Source organism: Ancylomarina sp. 16SWW S1-10-2, assembly GCF_009669305.1.
Lineage (GTDB): Bacteria > Bacteroidota > Bacteroidia > Bacteroidales > Marinifilaceae > Ancylomarina.
This window is the reverse complement of record NZ_SADB01000009.1, coordinates 1-17,378: the sequence shown is the minus strand read 5'-3', so window position 1 is coordinate 17,378 and position 17,378 is coordinate 1. Positions and strand designations below refer to the sequence as shown.

The following is a 17,378-nucleotide window of genomic DNA, read 5'->3' as shown; positions in this document are numbered from 1 at the left end:
AGTCTTTTAAATTTGACTCTTAATCATATTAATTAATCCTTATTTTGCCTTTGGTAAGTAATAAAGGACAACACGGTTTTCAGGTACAAAATATTTTTTTGCTACTTTCTGAATATCTTCACGACTTACAGCAAAGTAGTTATTCAATTCCTCATTCACTCTTTGAGTATCTTTATAATAAGTATACGCAGTTGCTAAATTCTCCGAACGTTTTGCAATTGTTGCATTCGAGTTTACCAACTCATTTTCGATTTTATTACGCAATTTCTGATACTCTTTTTCAGATATTAATTCCTCTTGAACTTTAGAAAACTCATTATTCATTTCATCTTCTAAAGCCTTTGTATCAACACCCATATTTGGAACTCCTAATGCTAAAGCTAAGCCTGGATCTTCGTTTGGCATTGGCATAGCAACCATTTCAATAGCCATTTGTTTTTCGCTAACCAACGATTTATATAAACGAGAACTTTTACCATCACTCATCAACTTAGCCAACATGCTAGCTGCATAATAATCTTTGGTTCCCATTGCTGGAATATGATAAGCTTGAATTATAGCTGGCAATTGAATATTGTCATAAACCGTATCTCTTACTTCGGCAGTTTTCTTAGGCTCTACAATGTTAGGACGATAAATTTCTTCAGTTCTTTTAGGAATAGCAGCAAAATAATCGGAAACCAATTTTTTAGCCTCATCTTTTTTGAAATCACCACAAATAGTTAAAACAGCATTATTAGGAACATAAAACTCTTTGTAAAATTTTACAAAATCCTCAGTTTTGGCATTACGAATATGTTCTTCGTTTCCAATAGGAATCCATCTGTAAGGGTGCTTTGTATAGGCATGAGCCATAGTCTCAGGTAAAATTTTACCATAAGGTTTGTTATCATAGCTTTGTTTTTTTTCTTGAATAACAACACCTTTTTGAGTTTTAATTCCAATATCCTCAACCTTAGCATGCATCATTCTTTCAGACTCTAACCAAAGACCTAATGCCAATTGATTAGAAGGTAACATCTCGAAATAATACGTTCTATCGCTAGATGTATTTGCATTTAAAGAACCACCAGCTCTCGATACATATTTATCGTACTGGTGACGTGGAATATTTTCGGTTCCTTCAAACATTAAATGTTCAAAAAAGTGGGCAAAACCTGTTAGTTCAGGCTGTTCATTTTTAGACCCAACGTGGTACATTACCGAAACAACAATATTAGGTGTCGTATGATCTTGCTGAAGAATGACATGTAAGCCATTATCCAAATCATACTCGTCAAACACGATTTTTCCGGTTTGAGCAATACCTCCAATTGCAAAAATACTTGCAAACAAAAGCGATAAAAACAGTTTTCTAATCATCTCTATAATTTTTAGATTATTGATTGTTATACCAAACAAAAGATCAATAGCTTAGACTCTTAATCTCTTAAAAATAGGCAACAACCACCTAGTTTATGTTTATTAAAGGTGTGGAATTATATATTTAATTAGTAATATTAATCTTATTATTGTTTTCAACCAATTTTATTGGACAAAACGAAATATGACACGATAAAAGTTAAATACAACACGCTAAAACAAACAATTTATTTTCTGAAAGCACCTTCCCAACAATAAATTCTTCCTAGCTGTGAGTTAAAAATTATTATTTTATTTATTCAATTCATTTTCCATTCGGTGTATTATAAGGATTATCACTAGTTTTACACTTATTTTAAAATTTCAAAACTTGCTATCTATTATTAGCACTCTATATTAAGAACACAAACATGCTCGAAACGCTTAACCAACTCGATCAGGAATTACTATTATTCCTTAATGGCATACACTCTTCATTTTTCGATTCTTTCATGTATCTTATTTCAGGAAAACTGGTTTGGGCTGTTTTTTATCTAGCAATCATCGTTCAGATATACCGCAGCTATGGCTGGAAAAACTGTTTGTATTTATTAGTTGCAATTGCACTTGTCATTACCTGCTGCGATCAAATGGCATCGGGAATATTAAAACCATATTTCCAGCGTTTTCGCCCCAGTCGATCTCCTGATATATCTCATTTAGTTCATATTGTAAATGGATACACAGGTGGAAAATATGGTTTTGCCTCATCGCATGCAGCCAACGTATTTGGATTGACAACATTCTGCAGTTTTCTTTTCCGCAATAAGAAACTAAGCCTATTCTTATTCTCATGGGCTATTTTAGTATCCTATTCACGCATCTACCTTGGTGTTCATTACCCTGGTGATATTATTGTGGGAACTGGTATTGGAATTTTCTTTGGATATTTAATCTACAAAATTCTACCAAAATTCAAGTTCATTAAGCTAGACAATCCAACAACCGAAAAGGATTGGAAATTTAATATTATAACCTGGGGAAGCCTTTCAATATTAGTTATGGCTATCATCTCTATTTTCAAATAACATTACACATTCAATTATAAGTTATGAAAGAAAGATTAAAATTTTTCCTTGCAGCAGCACTTTCGTGGTTAGCTTTCATGATATTTATTCGCGTTGCATTTTCGCTATATCAATACTCACAAACTAGCCTTTTAAGTTTTGGAGACATTATACTATCCTTTATTTACGGCTTATATCACGATATTTCCATTACGGGTTATATTCTAATGTTGACAGGTTTAATTTTAAGCTTTAGTATAACGATACCAGGTAGAAAATTGAAACTAGTATTTCAAATTCTATATGGTTTACTTCTATTGGTGAGCTTATCTATTGTTGTTCCAAACTTAGAACTATTCCGTAACTGGGGATTCCATATTGATGGTACCATTTTAAGCTATTTAAAAACGCCTAAAGAAGCTGCTGCATCAACAACAATATCAACCTTTATTATTTTATTTGTGATCTTTATTGCCATGTATATCATAGGCTTTAAGTTGTTAAATAAATTTGTAATTAAAAGGCTCGATGCTATAGTTCCTGCCAAACTAAAGTTCTTTCCAGTTATGTTACTGATAACGGCCAGCATGATTATTCCCATAAGAGGTGGTTTAGGCATTGCTCCTATGAATGTTGGTTTTGTTTACCATTCATCAAAGACATACGCCAACTTATTATCGGTTAACCCAATTTGGAACTTTTCGTACTCTCTTAAAAAATTGAATAAAACGAAACGAATTAAGCTTATTTCAGACGATGAAGTTCAATCCAGATTTAAAGAACTGCTTGCGGCTAATAATGTCGATCAAGATAGCTTACTGACAAGTAAATCACCAAATATTGTTTTAATTGTTCTAGAAAGTTTCACCGCTTCCATTATTGAAGACCTTGGAGGTGAAAAAGGCATTACGCCAAACTTACAATCATTATCCAATGAAGGGATTCTATTCACCAACTTTTATGGCATTGGTGACAGAACAAAAATTGGACTCGTTGGTGTGCTTTCAGGCTTTCCATCGCTTCCACAAAAACCTGTAATTGAATTTCAGAGTAAAGTACAAAAACTACCAAGTTTGAGTAATAGCTTAAAACGAGAAGGCTACAGTAGTACATTCTACTATGGTGGCGATCTGCATTTTGCCAGCATGAACTCTTATTTATCGAATATTGGTTTCGAAAGTACGGTATCGATGAATGATTTTCCCAGTGAATTAAACACATCTAAATGGGGCGTTCATGATGAATTTCTATTGGATAAAATGTATCACGACATTAAACTAGAGACAAAACCTTTCTTTAAAGCCTGTATAACACTTAGCAGCCACGAGCCATTTAACGTTCCTATGAAGACTGTAATACAAGGAACAGATGAAACTAGCTTATTCAAGAATGCTGCTTATTATACCGACAAGTGTTTAGGTGAGTTTATAGGCAAACTTAAAAAATTACCAAGTTGGGATAACACTTTGGTAGTTCTAGTGGCTGATCATGGCGTACGTTATGTGAAAAATTTTCAGCCTAATGATCCTAATAAATACAAAATACCAATGCTTTGGTTAGGTGGTTGCTTAAAACAAAAAGGTCTTAAAGTTGAGAAATACGGTTGCCAAGCCGATATAGCCCCTACTCTTTTACCACAAATGGGAATTGATGCCAGTGACTTTACAATCGGGAAAAACCTTTTCAACAAAAATCAAGAAGGATACGCTTACTTTACCTATAACAATGGATTTGGTTATGTAAATTCTGAAGAAAAATTAATTTTCGATCTCAACTCTAACAACTGGAAATCGGAAATTAAGAAACACAAAAATGCTGAAACCATGCTACAATACTTAGACTACAGCTTTTTTAAGCTTTAGATTCTATAAAGCATAAAACATAAGAATGGCTAGCTCTTCAATTGAAAAGCTAGCCATTTTTGTATATCAAGAACACTATATTCTTATTTTAGAATTAGCTCAATATTTCTTCGATAGTAATATAATCACCAACTTTTCCTGTCATTTTTTCCACATCAGTATTTACAGGTAATGTTTTTTTACCAGGTCTCCATCCAGCAGGACAAACTTCTCCAGTTTTGCTTGCATGTTGCCAAGCCTGAATTTGTCTTAAGAATTCTTTCACATTTCTACCAACAGAGTCAGCTTGAACTTCCTGAGCAACACAAATACCATCAGGATTAAATAAGAAACGACCTCTTAAAGCAACACCTTCTTCTTCAATTAACACACCAAACGCACGACTTACTTCTTGTGTTGTATCAGCACCAATTGTCAATTGTAAACCCTTAAGAATAGGCTCTGTTTCTGCAAATCTCTTATGCGAAAATTTTGAATCAACTGAAACAGGTAATAACTCAACTCCAAGTTTTTCAAATTCATCGTAATGTGCATTCATCGCAGCAATTTCGGTTGGACAAACAAAAGTAAAATCGGCAGGGTAAAAACAAACTACTGACCATTTACCTTTATAATCTTCACTTGACACCTCTGTATAATGACCTGTTTTAGCATTATAAGCATCCATTTTAAATTCTGGCATTTGTTGTCTAACCATTGTTGCGCTCATCGTTTTAGTCTCCTCTTGTTTTAAATTTGTACTTAAATTATTATTTTCTGTAACTTTTTTTCTTGGCTTAATGCCAGTTGCACATCCCATAACTATTTTTATTAATTAATGATTTTTATTTTTATGAATAATAAAATTCCCACTGATATTTAGTTTTATATCGTCAACAATAAAATTATTGATCTGATTTTCCTCAAAAAAATCTTTTAATAGTTTATCAAGTTTTTCGTTAACAAAATCTTCGATATAATCACACTCTACACAATACAAATGATGATGATTCTCAAGAGTACCATCGTATCTCATGGCATCCTTTTCTGTTTTTACCTTATTGAGTAAATTCTTTTCAACTAAGGTCTCTAAAACTTTATATACAGTTCCAGAACCCACATTTGGATCTGTTTTTCTGATATATTCTATAATTTTTTCTGCCGTTGGATGATTGTCAAGCTTGTATACAGCTTCCAACACGCGCATTCTTTGCGGTGTAACCTTCAATCCTTTTTCAGATATTTTATTTCGTATTTCTATTGCTTCAATCATTGACTAAACTCTAAATAAGAATCATTCCTGTTTAAACTATATTCAAAACTACACCTTTTATTTTAATTCCATGCATCATCTGTATATATTTTTTTTTGTTTTGGGATAAATTAACATTACAGCTTAGCTTAAGACTCCGTTTTGGGAGATCTAAATCACTATTCTATCCTACTCTGACAACTTTTTAAAGAATAAAAAACTCCTAGACAACTAATTAGCATCTACTTGCACAAGCATAAATAAGAATAATAACTTGCTCAACTGTTTCCATTTGCGAAAAATTGAACGTAAAAATATGGGAAGCCTTAAAAAAAGCTTCCCATTATTCAATCAATTCATTATCATTTAAGCATAACTAGAAGTATGTTATCATCCTTTAGTTTAGTAATTCTATGAGTCTTTTTCTATCAATTATTTTAATTTCTTTATTCTTAATTTCTATTAAACCATCTTTTTTAAGGCTTAGCAAATTACGTGTTAGTGCTGGGCGAGTAATTGCAAATAAGGTGGCTAATTCTTCATGGGTTTTTCCCAATCTAAAACTTTCTTCCCCAATACACTCTTTTTCCATATCAAGAATATAAATAGCCAATTTACTTCTTACTGTATTAAACATCAAAAATTTCAGCTTTTCAGATACAATTACAAAACGGTTTGAGGTTGCAACCAAATAATTGTTGAGTATCTGAGTGTTTTTATTTAATAGTTTCAACAGTTCATTTTTTGAAATGACTAAAACTTTTGCCCTTGTTATGGCTATAATATCTACCAACAATTTATTTTTATCGGCAAATAGGAAACCTTCAGCAAAAGTATCGGGAGCATGAATTTCACTAACTATAATATTTTTGTTGTTATAGGATGTCATTTCCCCTTTTACATGCCCTTCGAGCAAGATGAAAAATTCATCACTTTTGTCACTGGCAAATGCTATGGTACATTCCGGTTCATACGAATGGACATTATAATGAACACCGCTTAGAACTTGAATGATTTCTGAGGTTTTTAAACCTTTAAAAATTGATGTGTTTGCTAATTCTGAAAACATTTTTTTTCTACAAATATAAAAAATAAACCCAAAATGTAATCTGGGTTACATTTTGTATCAATTTACTTTCTCAATTTTACACTGTTGTAATTAATTAAATCATTTGATATGAAAACAAGTGTAGATAAAGAAACATGCATTGGATGTGGAATTTGTGAAAGCATATGTCCTAAAGTTTTTGAGATGAAAGATGACGGTAAATCTCATGTGAAAATCAATCCGGTACCTTCCGATTGTAAGGATTGCGCTCTTGAGGCAGAGAACGAATGCCCAGTTGAAGCTATAAGTCATGAAGACTAAACCTACTAGTATGGAAAACACTGCAATTAAGAACAAAGAGGGTTTCATCGAATTAGATGTGAGATCTTTAAAAGGTAATTTTCTTTTGGCTATACTCAAAAAGGCCAAAAGCCTCAAGCTTGGAGAAGGAATTAAAGTGATTCAGAATTTTGAACCCATACCTCTCTATTCTACCATGGAAAATATTGGTTTTGTTTCAGAAACCGAGAAGTTAACCGATGCAAACTACGTTGTTTATTTTTATCGAACTGAAGTTAAGGAAGCTAGTGATGTTGAATTACCATTGAAGCCGATTGTAATGCCCAAGTTTGCAGAAATTGATAAGGCTATAGCCGACCTTACCGTAAACTTTTGGGACAATATTTGGAATAAAAAAAATCCGGCAATTGAACTAAAAACCAAACTCTTACTCTCGCTAACCAACGCAGTTGGATCTGGCAGAATTAAGCAAGCAACCCGCGAATTAATTAAGTCTTACTATCTCGGAACTAGCGTTGCTGAGTTCGACGAGCTTTTTTCATTGATTATCTGGAATCAGGGGAATGGCCATTTCGCTTCTGAAATAGCACAGTCTCCACTTTTTAAGGCATATATCACTATTAAAAATGCTGAAAAGAAAGGGAAATCAAAAAAAGAAATAATGGCCGTTTTAACCGAAACTTTTGGCGAGAAAAATCCGGAAACAGGATTTAATAAATAGGTAAAGTAAAAATCAAATAAATCATAAAAAATAAATCATGAGCATGTTTTGTTATCAATGTCAGGAAGCTGCTAAAGGTACAGGTTGTACAGTTGCAGGTGTGTGTGGTAAAAAAGAAGACCTTGCCAATATGCAGGATCTATTAATCTTTGTATTAAAAGGTGTTTCTATTTTTGCAACTAAAGCACGAGAATTAGGAATTGAAAATGAAAAAGCCAATAAGCTTGTTTTTGATGGTTTGTTTATGACTATTACAAATGCAAATTTCGATAAAGATCGTTTTATCGATATCATTAGAGAAGGTTTAAAAATACGTGAAGAGTTGAAAGGTGCTTACCTTAAAGCAGGAGGTGTTGTTCCCGAAAACTTACACGACTCGGCAATATGGACAGGCGATACTGTTGCAGAATTTGAAGCAAAAAACAAATCAGTAGGCGTTTTAACTACCAAAAATGAAGATATACGCAGCTTGCGCGAATTAGTAATTTACGGCTTAAAAGGCTTGGCAGCATATACTGAACATGCATTCAATTTAGATTACGAAGACAACACACTTTGTGCCTTTATGCAAAAAGCATTAGCCGATACGACTAATGATAATTTGACTGTTGACGAATTAGTTGCTCTTGTGCTTGAAACAGGTAAGTTTGGTGTTGATGGAATGGCTCTTTTAGATAAAGCCAACACAACAACTTACGGTAATCCTGAAATTACAAAAGTAAATATTGGGGTTAGCGACAAACCAGGTATTTTAATTAGCGGTCACGACCTTAGAGATATGGAAGACCTCTTAATACAAACCGAGGGTACAGGTGTTGATGTTTATACGCATGGTGAAATGTTGCCTGCAAACTATTATCCTGCATTTAAAAAATACAAACATTTTATTGGTAACTATGGCAATGCATGGTGGCAACAAAAAGAAGAATTCGAAAGCTTTAATGGCCCCATTTTATTTACGCCCAATTGTATTGTTCCTCCTAAAAAAGATGCTAAATACGCCAATAAAGTATTCACAACAGGTACTTCTGGTTATCCTGGATCGAAACATATTACTGAAAGAGTAGACGGTAAACGCAAAGATTTTTCTGAGATTATCGAATTAGCTAAAACATGTGCTTCTCCTATTGAGATTGAAAAAGGAGAAATCGTTGGAGGTTTTGCTCATAATCAAGTTATTCAGCTTGCCGATAAAGTTGTTGATGCTGTTAAAACTGGAGCAATCAAGAAGTTTTTTGTAATGGCAGGTTGCGATGGTCGTCATACAAGCAGAAATTATTATACCGAATTTGCTGAAAAACTACCTAAAGACACGGTTATTCTTACCGCTGGATGCGCAAAATTCCGCTTTAATAAATTACAATTGGGTGATATTAATGGTATTCCTCGCGTTTTAGATGCAGGACAATGTAACGATTCTTATTCCTTAGTTGTTATTGCGCTTAAATTGAAAGAGGTATTCGAATTGGAAAATATTAATGATTTACCAATAGAATACAACATTTCTTGGTACGAGCAAAAAGCAGTTATTGTATTGTTAGCATTGCTTTATTTGGGTGTAAAAGATATCCACTTGGGACCAACACTACCTGCATTCTTATCGCCAAATGTGGCTAAGGTTTTAGTTGATAATTTTGGTATTGCAAGTATCGGTTCTGTCGAAGACGATATTAAACTATTTATGAATTCATAAATAAACAAATACAGCTAAAATATTCTTTAATTACAAGAGTATTTTAGCTGTAATTTTAATGGAATAAGGCAAATGCTATAATTTGCAACATTGGAGTGTCTGTTTAGTAACGTGGTTTAGCGACTAAGTTAGCAAACTAATCACAGATAGAATATTCCGCAGGAATGTTCGTAAGTCAGCAGTGACCTAGCAATTAATTACACACGGTGTTGTCGTGCGTTATTTTTTCGTTCAGCTTTTCAATCCACTTTTCTCGTTCATTAACAACAAAGTCAAATTCATTTCCGTCTTTGGTTTTTATTCGAATTCCGTTATTTATTAGTTTCGCTGTTTTTCTTTTTATTATTTCCGTAATATTCTCGTAAAGAATGTCAGTTTGTCCTTTTTGAATATTTATTTTATGAGATTTAAAAGCAATTTTTTTGTTAGTTAAAAACATTTTTCCGCCAACACCTTCCATTCCACGAAATAAACTTGCGGGACCCTCAATTTCAATAGTTTCGTCATGAGTTAATTCAGGTTTTATGTTTTTTCCGATTTTCGATGTAAACCTTGTTCCGAACTTTTCAGTTACATAGGGAAATCCTAAACCCATAATTACTCCGATAAAAATTCCTTGAAAAATTAGACTATTTATACTATAAAGTTTTTCGTCAGAAAAATAGTCGAATACCATTAATACTCCAACATATAAAAGTCCAATCAAAATGGCAGTAATAATTCGGTATTTCCAATTCAATTTTATCATTTTTGTTCCTATTTCCATAATTTTGTTTTAACGGTTCGGCTATGAAGCGTATTTTTTGTGTTGCGCCTGCGGCAAAAAATATGCTTTATGAGCCATTGTTATGTGGCGTTATTGTCTCATCTACATCTCTTAACAATCTTTCGAATTCTAATTTTACAGGATTCATAAATGCAGGTAATTCTTGCTCAGTTTGATTAGAATGCATGATAGAAGCGATATATTTTAAATCATTGACTTTCTTTGTATCATAGCTATGCGACTTAATTGACAGCTGATTATCAATCATGAAAAATATTAGAATCTCATTTTTCGCATGTTTACCCCTTTCTTGACTGTCAAGATTTTTTATATCATTTGTATTGTAAATATACATTTCTGTTACAAAAAGAATATTGACTATGTCTTCTTTTTCAATGCGTTTAGCTATTTCATTAAACTTCCTATATACTGTCGTTTTTATTGAAGATTCAAAACTATTTAATTCAAAAGTATTATCGCTAAATACTATCATACAAGTAGGCATTAATTTACTTTGTTTTTGAAAGAACAATAAATGCATTAATTCAAACTTCTTTAGTAAATCTCCATCCGGTATGATTTTATCTAAATTTTCGATTGGTGACCTAGGACTGTCATGACCAAAAGAGAATGCAGCTCTGGATGCTTTTTCAAAATTCTCATATTTACAATTGAAAACATAGTCGTCTGCAAAAAGAAAATCTTTTGGGACATGATAAAAAGTCAACTTACTTATTCTTTTCTCAAGTTCTTCTGACAAAACACAATCTTCATTCAACTCCTTTTGCATTTCAGACAAAAGGAGTCTCATTTGTGTTATTCCAAAAATAAAATTATCATATAAATCTTTTGAGCATCCTCGCTCATAAAATGTGAACTCTGCAGAAAAGAAGACTTCAATTTGACCTAAATTAACAAAAAACGTCCTTAATGATTCAATTATAGACGAGAAATCGACATCATTCTCAATCGTGAAATTTAAATCAGGCAGGCAATAAATACTTCTCCCTGAATATATACTAATTACTATTTTTTTCTCTAAATCAAATGGTTGTTCTTTGACTGTAACTATTCCGTTTCCCTATAAACCATTTACCTACATCATTAACAAGATATTTATCTCTTAATTTCTCATATACAGTCCTAAATTCTGTTTTAGCCAGAGATTTTTGCAATACAAATGTGATGTTTCTGTATTCTGAAAAAAAATTATCTAAGTGACAAATATTATCGAAGAAGTTTGACCCTTTTTCAAATTTTTCTAAACTAGACAAAGCACTATAGAATTTATGTAAAGCTGGGTATAATAGACCTCTCGAATTCTTCATTTAATTTTTATTACATAATGTTTAATGCCACATAACGTTAAGTATAAGAATAGTAGCCGACTGCGTTGCACTTCCCTGTCAAGTTACAAGAAAGTTGAAGCGGGCTACACCCCTTGAATTTACTGCTATTTCGGCTATTATTTTTATACATTGTTGTGCATTCGTGCTTTATTATTTTTTCAACTTTTTCAATCTGTTTTTTATTCTTTCCTTTTCTTCTTCATCCTCAATGTTTCTTGTAAAGAAATCAGACATAAATGAATTAAAATATGCATCAAACTTGCTTAAAAAACTATTAACTTGATTTGTAATATCTTCATCTGAGTAATCCGTTAAAGGTCTTAATGCAAGATAAATTCGCCATATCAATGGAAAGTTATTTTCTTTAAACCCCTTCTCGTATAATCTCTCAATTTCTTTTGGTATGGAAAAGAAGCATTTTTGAATAGACTGTACTATTGGCTCAATTATCCCTTCATGTCCACTTACGATATGCCCAATTCCTTCCCAATCATAACTTTCATAGGATTTCATATTTTGAATTGAACTTACATCTGCTCTTCTAATAAAGTTTTCATTCGATGCCACCCTTTCAAGCAAATGTAAGTGAAAAGCATACGTAGAGTATTCTTCATTATTCACTAAACCTAAAGGGTATCCAGCAACTTGAGACAATATTGCAAATGGCATAAAGTCTGCAATAAAACCTCCGTCTTCCATATCATCTTCAAAATTCATTTGAATATGACCTACCCCTTCCATATACATTAAAGTCTTTGTTCCTTTACCAATTTCTTCATAATGGGGTGGTATTTTAAGAAGTTCTTGAACTAATTCAGAAAACAGAGTAATATGTTTCTCATTTCCAAAATTCATTAGAACACCAGTAGCAACAATATCGCAATATGGAATTGGAGTTACCAACTCAATTAGTTTATCACATATCTCCTTATAATCAGAAGTTTCTTTTGCTATGATATTTGTTATTGCAGAAATAGAATGAAAGGCAATTAATTCTGGAATTTTTGGAAGAATAACTATTAAACCATTTCGTAATTCTCTAATTACAATAGAAGAAGACTTAATTAATGCATCTAAATCATCTGTAAAGAATCTTTTAAATGTTTCAATTTTAATTGCACCTGTTCCAGAAGCGACTATATTCAAGTCAATATCATCTATTCTTAACTTAGACTCAGCAATAAAACAGGCAACAATCTTTTTATATAATGTATGAACCTTTGATGTATAGTGATTATTACTAGCAAATGATTTTAAATAGTTAAAATCAGGAACAGCTAGGATTTTAGCATACTTTTCCTCAGGTATGTCCTTGTGGAAAATGCTTACTAAATGCCTAAGAACTCTTGGTTGTCTATATTCTTGAGTAAAATGACCTCCATGTTCTATTGCTACTCTAAAATTTTCATACATATGATTTACTGAAGCATAGTATTCTTTATCAGTAAACTCAACCAACTGTAGTATTTTGCTTTGATTTCCGATAATAGTTTTATATCTCCTATTTTCTACAAAGGCTATCTTTTTGAAATTAAATTCATCAATTGTATATAAAGTATGCTGATTTATACCTGAGAAAATATCAATTAGCTCGATAATCTCATTTTTAATTTCATCTGGAACTTCATTGTTGAAATTGTCTAATAAAAGATAGAATTTTGCTTCTGTATTATTGCTTAGTGAATTTATTAACCACTCCCTAATTTTATCTTTCGTTATTGAAACTTTTGTGTTTCTTGAAAAATGATTAGCTAATTGCTGTAATATTGAGTAGTTATGGTCGTAACAATCAATGTATAGGAGAAAATTATTTTCTGAGTTAAGTTTTTTGAAATATTGATATAGCAAACTAGTTTTACCACTAAACGAATGACCTACTATTCCGACTAATGAATTTGAATCTGTGAAAAGTTTTTCTATATCTTCTAACAATTCGCGTTCAATTTGAAACTCAGAACATATTGGCTTATAAAAGTCATCAATTTTACCTGTTTGTATCTCAAACTTATCCGCAGAAATTTGATTAATTATTTTAGAAAAGATACTATTGTCATTATTTAGTAAGGTATTTACAGCTTCTTTAAAATCATTCAAAGCTAATTTGAAAGAGCTTTCCGTGATTTTCTTAATAAGAGAAACATCAACTTCATTACAGTCTAAACTCTCTTTTGTGTATGTATTGTAAAATTGATTCTCAGTTCCATTTGAAACTAATGTAATTGGAGGCATTGGATTAATAAGTCTTGCATACGATAATCCTTGTTCTTTGTCATTTGATGTCAATGCTAGTCCTTCTCTTTTTAATTCAAGTAATATTACATTTTTATCATTTATTGTAAGAAGTATATCCAATATTGCTCGTGATGCATATTTAGATGGGTCTTTTAAATCAACTAACACATTATGATGTCCAAAATGTATGCTAAAAGATTTTTGATGCTGCACATTAACATCATTGAATGTTGGAAAAATCTGCTTGAGAATCCCATCAATTCTAGCTTCTAATGTTGATTCATTCAATTTATCACTCATCTTGTTGTTTGTTTAATGTAGGTAGCTTCTTGCATGATGCACAACGGTAAATTGTATGAGTAGTGGCAGATTGCGTGGTAATTCCCTGTCAAACCACTACGCAGTTTGAGCGGGTTGCAACCCTTGATATTTAGCACTGTCCCTGCCATTACTTATACAAAATGTTGTGTTGCGTTATTATTCTATCATACTCTTGATTTCTTCTATAATAGACAAACTGTCAGCTGATTCAGTCTGTAGGATTGAAAGAACTAAATTAAAATAAGCATCATTTTTTGTGTTTATATCACAGAGATTTGCAACATTGGATTTAGCTTGCATTCCTTTATTATTGAAAACTTTTAGAACTCCATAGTAATCTCCTTCTTGAAGAAGTTTATCAAATTGGTCGATAATCGAATCATAAACTGCTTTAAAGTCTTGACTACCCCAAAACTGGTCTAATTCATTTTTTAGTTCATCTATTGTTTTAGAATCCTTACTGTTTGTAACTGTTTTAAAAATCCTTTCAACTCTTGAAATTGTATGTTCAGTAGCTTGTCTTTCCTTTTGTGATTCAAAAAATTGTAAAATATTATTCTTTACAGTCTCAAATACAGCATCCGCATCTTTATTCATGAATCTTGCTACCGCTTTAATTATAGATTCAAGAAGTAGAAAATTTTCAATTTCTGCGACTTTTGCTACCAATATATTAGCATCATTTATATGCTCAATTTCGTCATTAGTTCTTCTGTCTCTATCAATTAGACCAACTGCTTCAATATTATGAAAACCATTCAAATCATTAAATGCTTTGGTTGATGAAAACACTTTTTCACAGCTTCCTAATGGCTTTAATGTAGAGCCTTTATATATTTTTTCTAATAACCTTTTGTCTATGCTACCATTCTCTCCTTCAAAAAAGAGAATTGGCTTTCTACTGCCTATAATTTCTAAATATATTTGCTCAGGTATAAGTGCATTCTCAGAAAGAATCTCATAATCCCATGTATTATCACCTTCGAATGATTTTGCCCATATTTTCGTTGAGTTATTCCTTGAAGTTGCAAAATCTAAGTCATGTGTTAGATATATAAAAGTACAGTCAGGTCTTTCATTTTCAATAGCATCCCAAAGGCTTACACTTATTGATTTATGTAAATGTAATTCTGGTTCGTCAATAATTACTATTGAGTTCTCTTTACTACAAATTACCTCACCAATGAAATAGAATACAACTCTTTCTCCGTCACTCATTTGGGAAGAATTGTACTTTTCTTCAGGTTTGTCACTTGGACATGTTTCAATGACTCCCGCCCTTTTAATGAGTTTTCTATGAGGCAACACAATTTCCCAAAGTGATTGTATTCTATCTAATTTAGTAATAGGCTTTTCAATTTCCCCTTCTTTATATTTAAGAGATTCTTCATACTCTTCTGTATGCAACAACACTAAAAGTTTTTCAAAATCATCTAATAAAGAAACATTAAAATCTCTGCTCCAACGACCGTGAAGTTTTCCATTTTTTTTCAGCCAATCTGTGTTATCATTGTCTTGCCCGTACCAAAATTCATTCAAAGCAATTTCTCGAGATTTTGGACTTACGTGTTTTGGCATTGTCAAGGACTTTTGGGCTGAAATCCTAAGTGTATTATCCAAATACCCTTCCTCAATCTTTGCACCAAATCTGGTTTTTCCTGAACCATTTGCTCCAATTACGACAATTTTACTTGCGTCTATTTCAATGTTTTCTGGATGTTCCTTTTTTCTTGGTAGATTTATCTTCATTGTAGATTTATTTTTCGCAGAGTTTTTTTCTAATGCAACACAACGATTATAAATGTGTATTACATTTATATTTCTTTTATCGATCTTAAAACATACACTTACACAGCCGATATGGTTGTGTAAGTGTATAAAAATATTTATTTGTCATCAATAAGATTATTAATAGGATTTTTGAATCTAATAAAATCCTTATTGGAAACATGGGTATATATTTCAGTCGTTTTAGAACTGCCATGTCCCAGACATTCTTGAATAGATCTTCAGTCAACAACTTACTCATACAAATCTGTGGCAAACGAATAGCGTAACAGACCAATAAATCAATGACTCATCGTTTTTGCTTACCAAACTTATAAAAGATAAACAGTAAACAATAAATTAAACGATGGGAAAGCACAAAGCATACATAAAATAGAATAGGTCTACATAATTATGAACAGAAGAATAAGGTAATCGTTTACTTAGGATTTCGAAGAACATCCCTTGCCTTACATTGTTCACTGGCTGATATTGATGTAGGAAAATATTTATGGTATAATCGTTTATATAATGTTTCATGGCATGCCGTGTTACTCTTTCCTGTCAAGTTACAAGAAAGATAAAGCGAGCTACAACCAATTGTAGTTTTTATTTTTAATCTAGGGAAACGCGATACAATCGCGCACCAGCAAAGGCTCTGTAGTCGACAAAAGACTATTAATCATAAATATTAATCCAATAATATGACTCTAATTCCCCCTCCATAGTCATCAGAAAACAAGCAAAAGCGTCGATAAATGCATAGACATCCATTGTTAAATGGGATGTCGTTCTACTCTTGTACTGAGCTTCCCATTATACAATCTGTTCATTTTTATTTAAACAATTTATCTGTCTGATGACTCACAAAAATTATGCGAAATAAACCGCTAAATACTAGCAAAAAAGTCCGCAGTTAAACTTGCAAAATGGAAGCGCCAAGTTTAAACTCATATTCTATTTCTTGTTTTATCAGCTAATAATTATTTTATAATCAGTCGATATCCAACTTAACATTAGCAAGTTTTTTCATCATTTTAAGTGATTTAAGTTTTTTTGAAGAGATATAAGCAATTAAACCAATCAAAATAAAACTAACTATTTGAAACCCGATAGAATAAATTATTGAAATTAATATTGAGTAGCCATGTTCATAAAAGTAAACACCAACTGCAACAGAAATAGAAAGCCATAGTACAGAAAAGACCACAAATAAGACACCCATTATTCCCATAATCAATGCATAGAGTTGAGCATCTTTTTTTATTGCTATAATAAATTCATCTCTTAAATATTTTGCAAATATTTTGAATGGAGATTTCAATACATTTAGAAATAGCCGTATGACTAAATACGTAATTTCTTTAAAACCATTTTTGTCAGAATCAGTTTCAGAATCAGTATTCTTTTCTGTTTTAGAACCATCGGATTTATTGATTTTATTATCAATTACATCTTCTATTTTATTACCTGAATTCAAGTTGCAAATGCAACTTTTTGATTATTTACAACATAATTATATTTTTCATTTTGAGTCAAGTAATTTAGACGCTTTCTAGGCCTATTATTTAGTTTATCTTGCACCCATTGTACTTTTTCATTTGTTATTCCATCAAAAGAAGATCCTTTAATGAAGTACTGCCTGATTAATCCATTCGTATTTTCATTAGCACCTCTTTC

At 31.9% G+C, this 17,378-nt stretch carries 16 protein-coding genes; 5 read left to right on the top strand and 11 right to left on the bottom strand.

From position 1 onward, the window contains the following. Positions 1–39: 39 nt before the first annotated feature. On the bottom strand, positions 40–1,362 hold the full coding sequence (locus tag EMN46_RS08930) for a pitrilysin family protein (RefSeq protein ID WP_154200462.1): 1,323 nt from the start codon (positions 1,360–1,362) through the stop codon (positions 40–42). 410 nt (positions 1,363–1,772) lie between these two features. Between EMN46_RS08930 and EMN46_RS08925 the strand changes: the two genes are divergently transcribed. Both EMN46_RS08925 and EMN46_RS08920 read left to right on the top strand, forming a co-directional pair. Next, complete coding sequence (locus EMN46_RS08925) at positions 1,773–2,429, top strand: phosphatase PAP2 family protein (RefSeq protein ID WP_154200461.1); 657 nt, start codon at positions 1,773–1,775, stop codon at positions 2,427–2,429. 23 nt (positions 2,430–2,452) lie between these two features. Beyond that, complete coding sequence (locus EMN46_RS08920; protein WP_154200460.1) at positions 2,453–4,270, top strand: LTA synthase family protein; 1,818 nt, start codon at positions 2,453–2,455, stop codon at positions 4,268–4,270. A gap of 94 nt (positions 4,271–4,364) precedes the next feature. On the opposite strand, the gene EMN46_RS08915 is transcribed toward EMN46_RS08920, so the two are convergent. The 3 genes from EMN46_RS08915 to EMN46_RS08905 all read right to left on the bottom strand — a co-directional run bounded on the left by EMN46_RS08915 (position 4,365) and on the right by EMN46_RS08905 (position 6,570). Beyond that, a complete protein-coding gene (locus EMN46_RS08915; RefSeq protein WP_154200459.1) occupies positions 4,365–5,069 on the bottom strand; it encodes a peroxiredoxin in 705 nt (234 codons plus the stop codon). Positions 5,070–5,084: 15 nt separating this feature from the next. After that, positions 5,085–5,522 carry a Fur family transcriptional regulator gene (locus EMN46_RS08910; protein ID WP_154200458.1) on the bottom strand — a complete coding sequence of 146 codons (438 nt, stop codon included), beginning with the start codon at positions 5,520–5,522 and terminating at the stop codon, positions 5,085–5,087. Positions 5,523–5,898: 376 nt separating this feature from the next. Next, positions 5,899–6,570 (bottom strand): Crp/Fnr family transcriptional regulator, encoded by a 672-nt coding sequence (locus tag EMN46_RS08905; RefSeq protein WP_154200457.1) that lies wholly within the window; start codon positions 6,568–6,570, stop codon positions 5,899–5,901. Between the two features lie 108 nt (positions 6,571–6,678). On the opposite strand from EMN46_RS08905, the gene EMN46_RS08900 reads away from it, so the two are divergent. Genes EMN46_RS08900 through hcp form a run of 3 tightly spaced genes read left to right on the top strand, consistent with a single transcriptional unit; the run spans position 6,679 to position 9,263 of the window. Beyond that, a complete protein-coding gene (locus tag EMN46_RS08900; protein ID WP_154200456.1) occupies positions 6,679–6,870 on the top strand; it encodes a ferredoxin in 192 nt (63 codons plus the stop codon). A 10-nt stretch (positions 6,871–6,880) separates the two neighbouring features. Continuing rightward, positions 6,881–7,570, top strand: coding sequence for a DUF2249 domain-containing protein (locus EMN46_RS08895; protein WP_195715227.1), 690 nt, complete (start codon positions 6,881–6,883; stop codon positions 7,568–7,570). Positions 7,571–7,607: 37 nt separating this feature from the next. Next, a complete protein-coding gene (gene hcp, locus EMN46_RS08890) occupies positions 7,608–9,263 on the top strand; it encodes a hydroxylamine reductase (protein ID WP_154200454.1) in 1,656 nt (551 codons plus the stop codon). A gap of 193 nt (positions 9,264–9,456) precedes the next feature. Here hcp and EMN46_RS08885 read toward each other — a convergent pair whose 3' ends face one another. From EMN46_RS08885 to EMN46_RS19635, 7 genes are all read right to left on the bottom strand, one after another. Next, positions 9,457–10,029, bottom strand: coding sequence for a GRAM domain-containing protein (locus EMN46_RS08885; RefSeq protein ID WP_229130320.1), 573 nt, complete (start codon positions 10,027–10,029; stop codon positions 9,457–9,459). A 67-nt stretch (positions 10,030–10,096) separates the two neighbouring features. Next, positions 10,097–10,828, bottom strand: coding sequence for a hypothetical protein (locus EMN46_RS08880; RefSeq protein WP_154200453.1), 732 nt, complete (start codon positions 10,826–10,828; stop codon positions 10,097–10,099). Positions 10,829–11,072: 244 nt separating this feature from the next. Further along, a complete protein-coding gene (locus EMN46_RS08875; protein ID WP_154200452.1) occupies positions 11,073–11,357 on the bottom strand; it encodes a hypothetical protein in 285 nt (94 codons plus the stop codon). Positions 11,358–11,528: 171 nt separating this feature from the next. Beyond that, on the bottom strand, positions 11,529–13,910 hold the full coding sequence (locus EMN46_RS08870; RefSeq protein ID WP_154200451.1) for a hypothetical protein: 2,382 nt from the start codon (positions 13,908–13,910) through the stop codon (positions 11,529–11,531). Between the two features lie 177 nt (positions 13,911–14,087). Beyond that, positions 14,088–15,680: a DUF4435 domain-containing protein gene (locus tag EMN46_RS08865; RefSeq protein WP_154200450.1), complete on the bottom strand. Its 1,593-nt coding sequence runs from the start codon at positions 15,678–15,680 to the stop codon at positions 14,088–14,090. Positions 15,681–16,692: 1,012 nt separating this feature from the next. Continuing rightward, the gene (locus tag EMN46_RS08860) at positions 16,693–17,178 is read right to left on the bottom strand and encodes a hypothetical protein (RefSeq protein ID WP_154200449.1); all 486 of its coding nucleotides are present in this window, start codon (positions 17,176–17,178) and stop codon (positions 16,693–16,695) included. Continuing rightward, the coding region (locus tag EMN46_RS19635) for a transposase (protein ID WP_368667511.1) at positions 17,175–17,378 on the bottom strand (204 nt) is incomplete at its 5' end. The genes EMN46_RS19635 and EMN46_RS08860, both read right to left, overlap by 4 nt.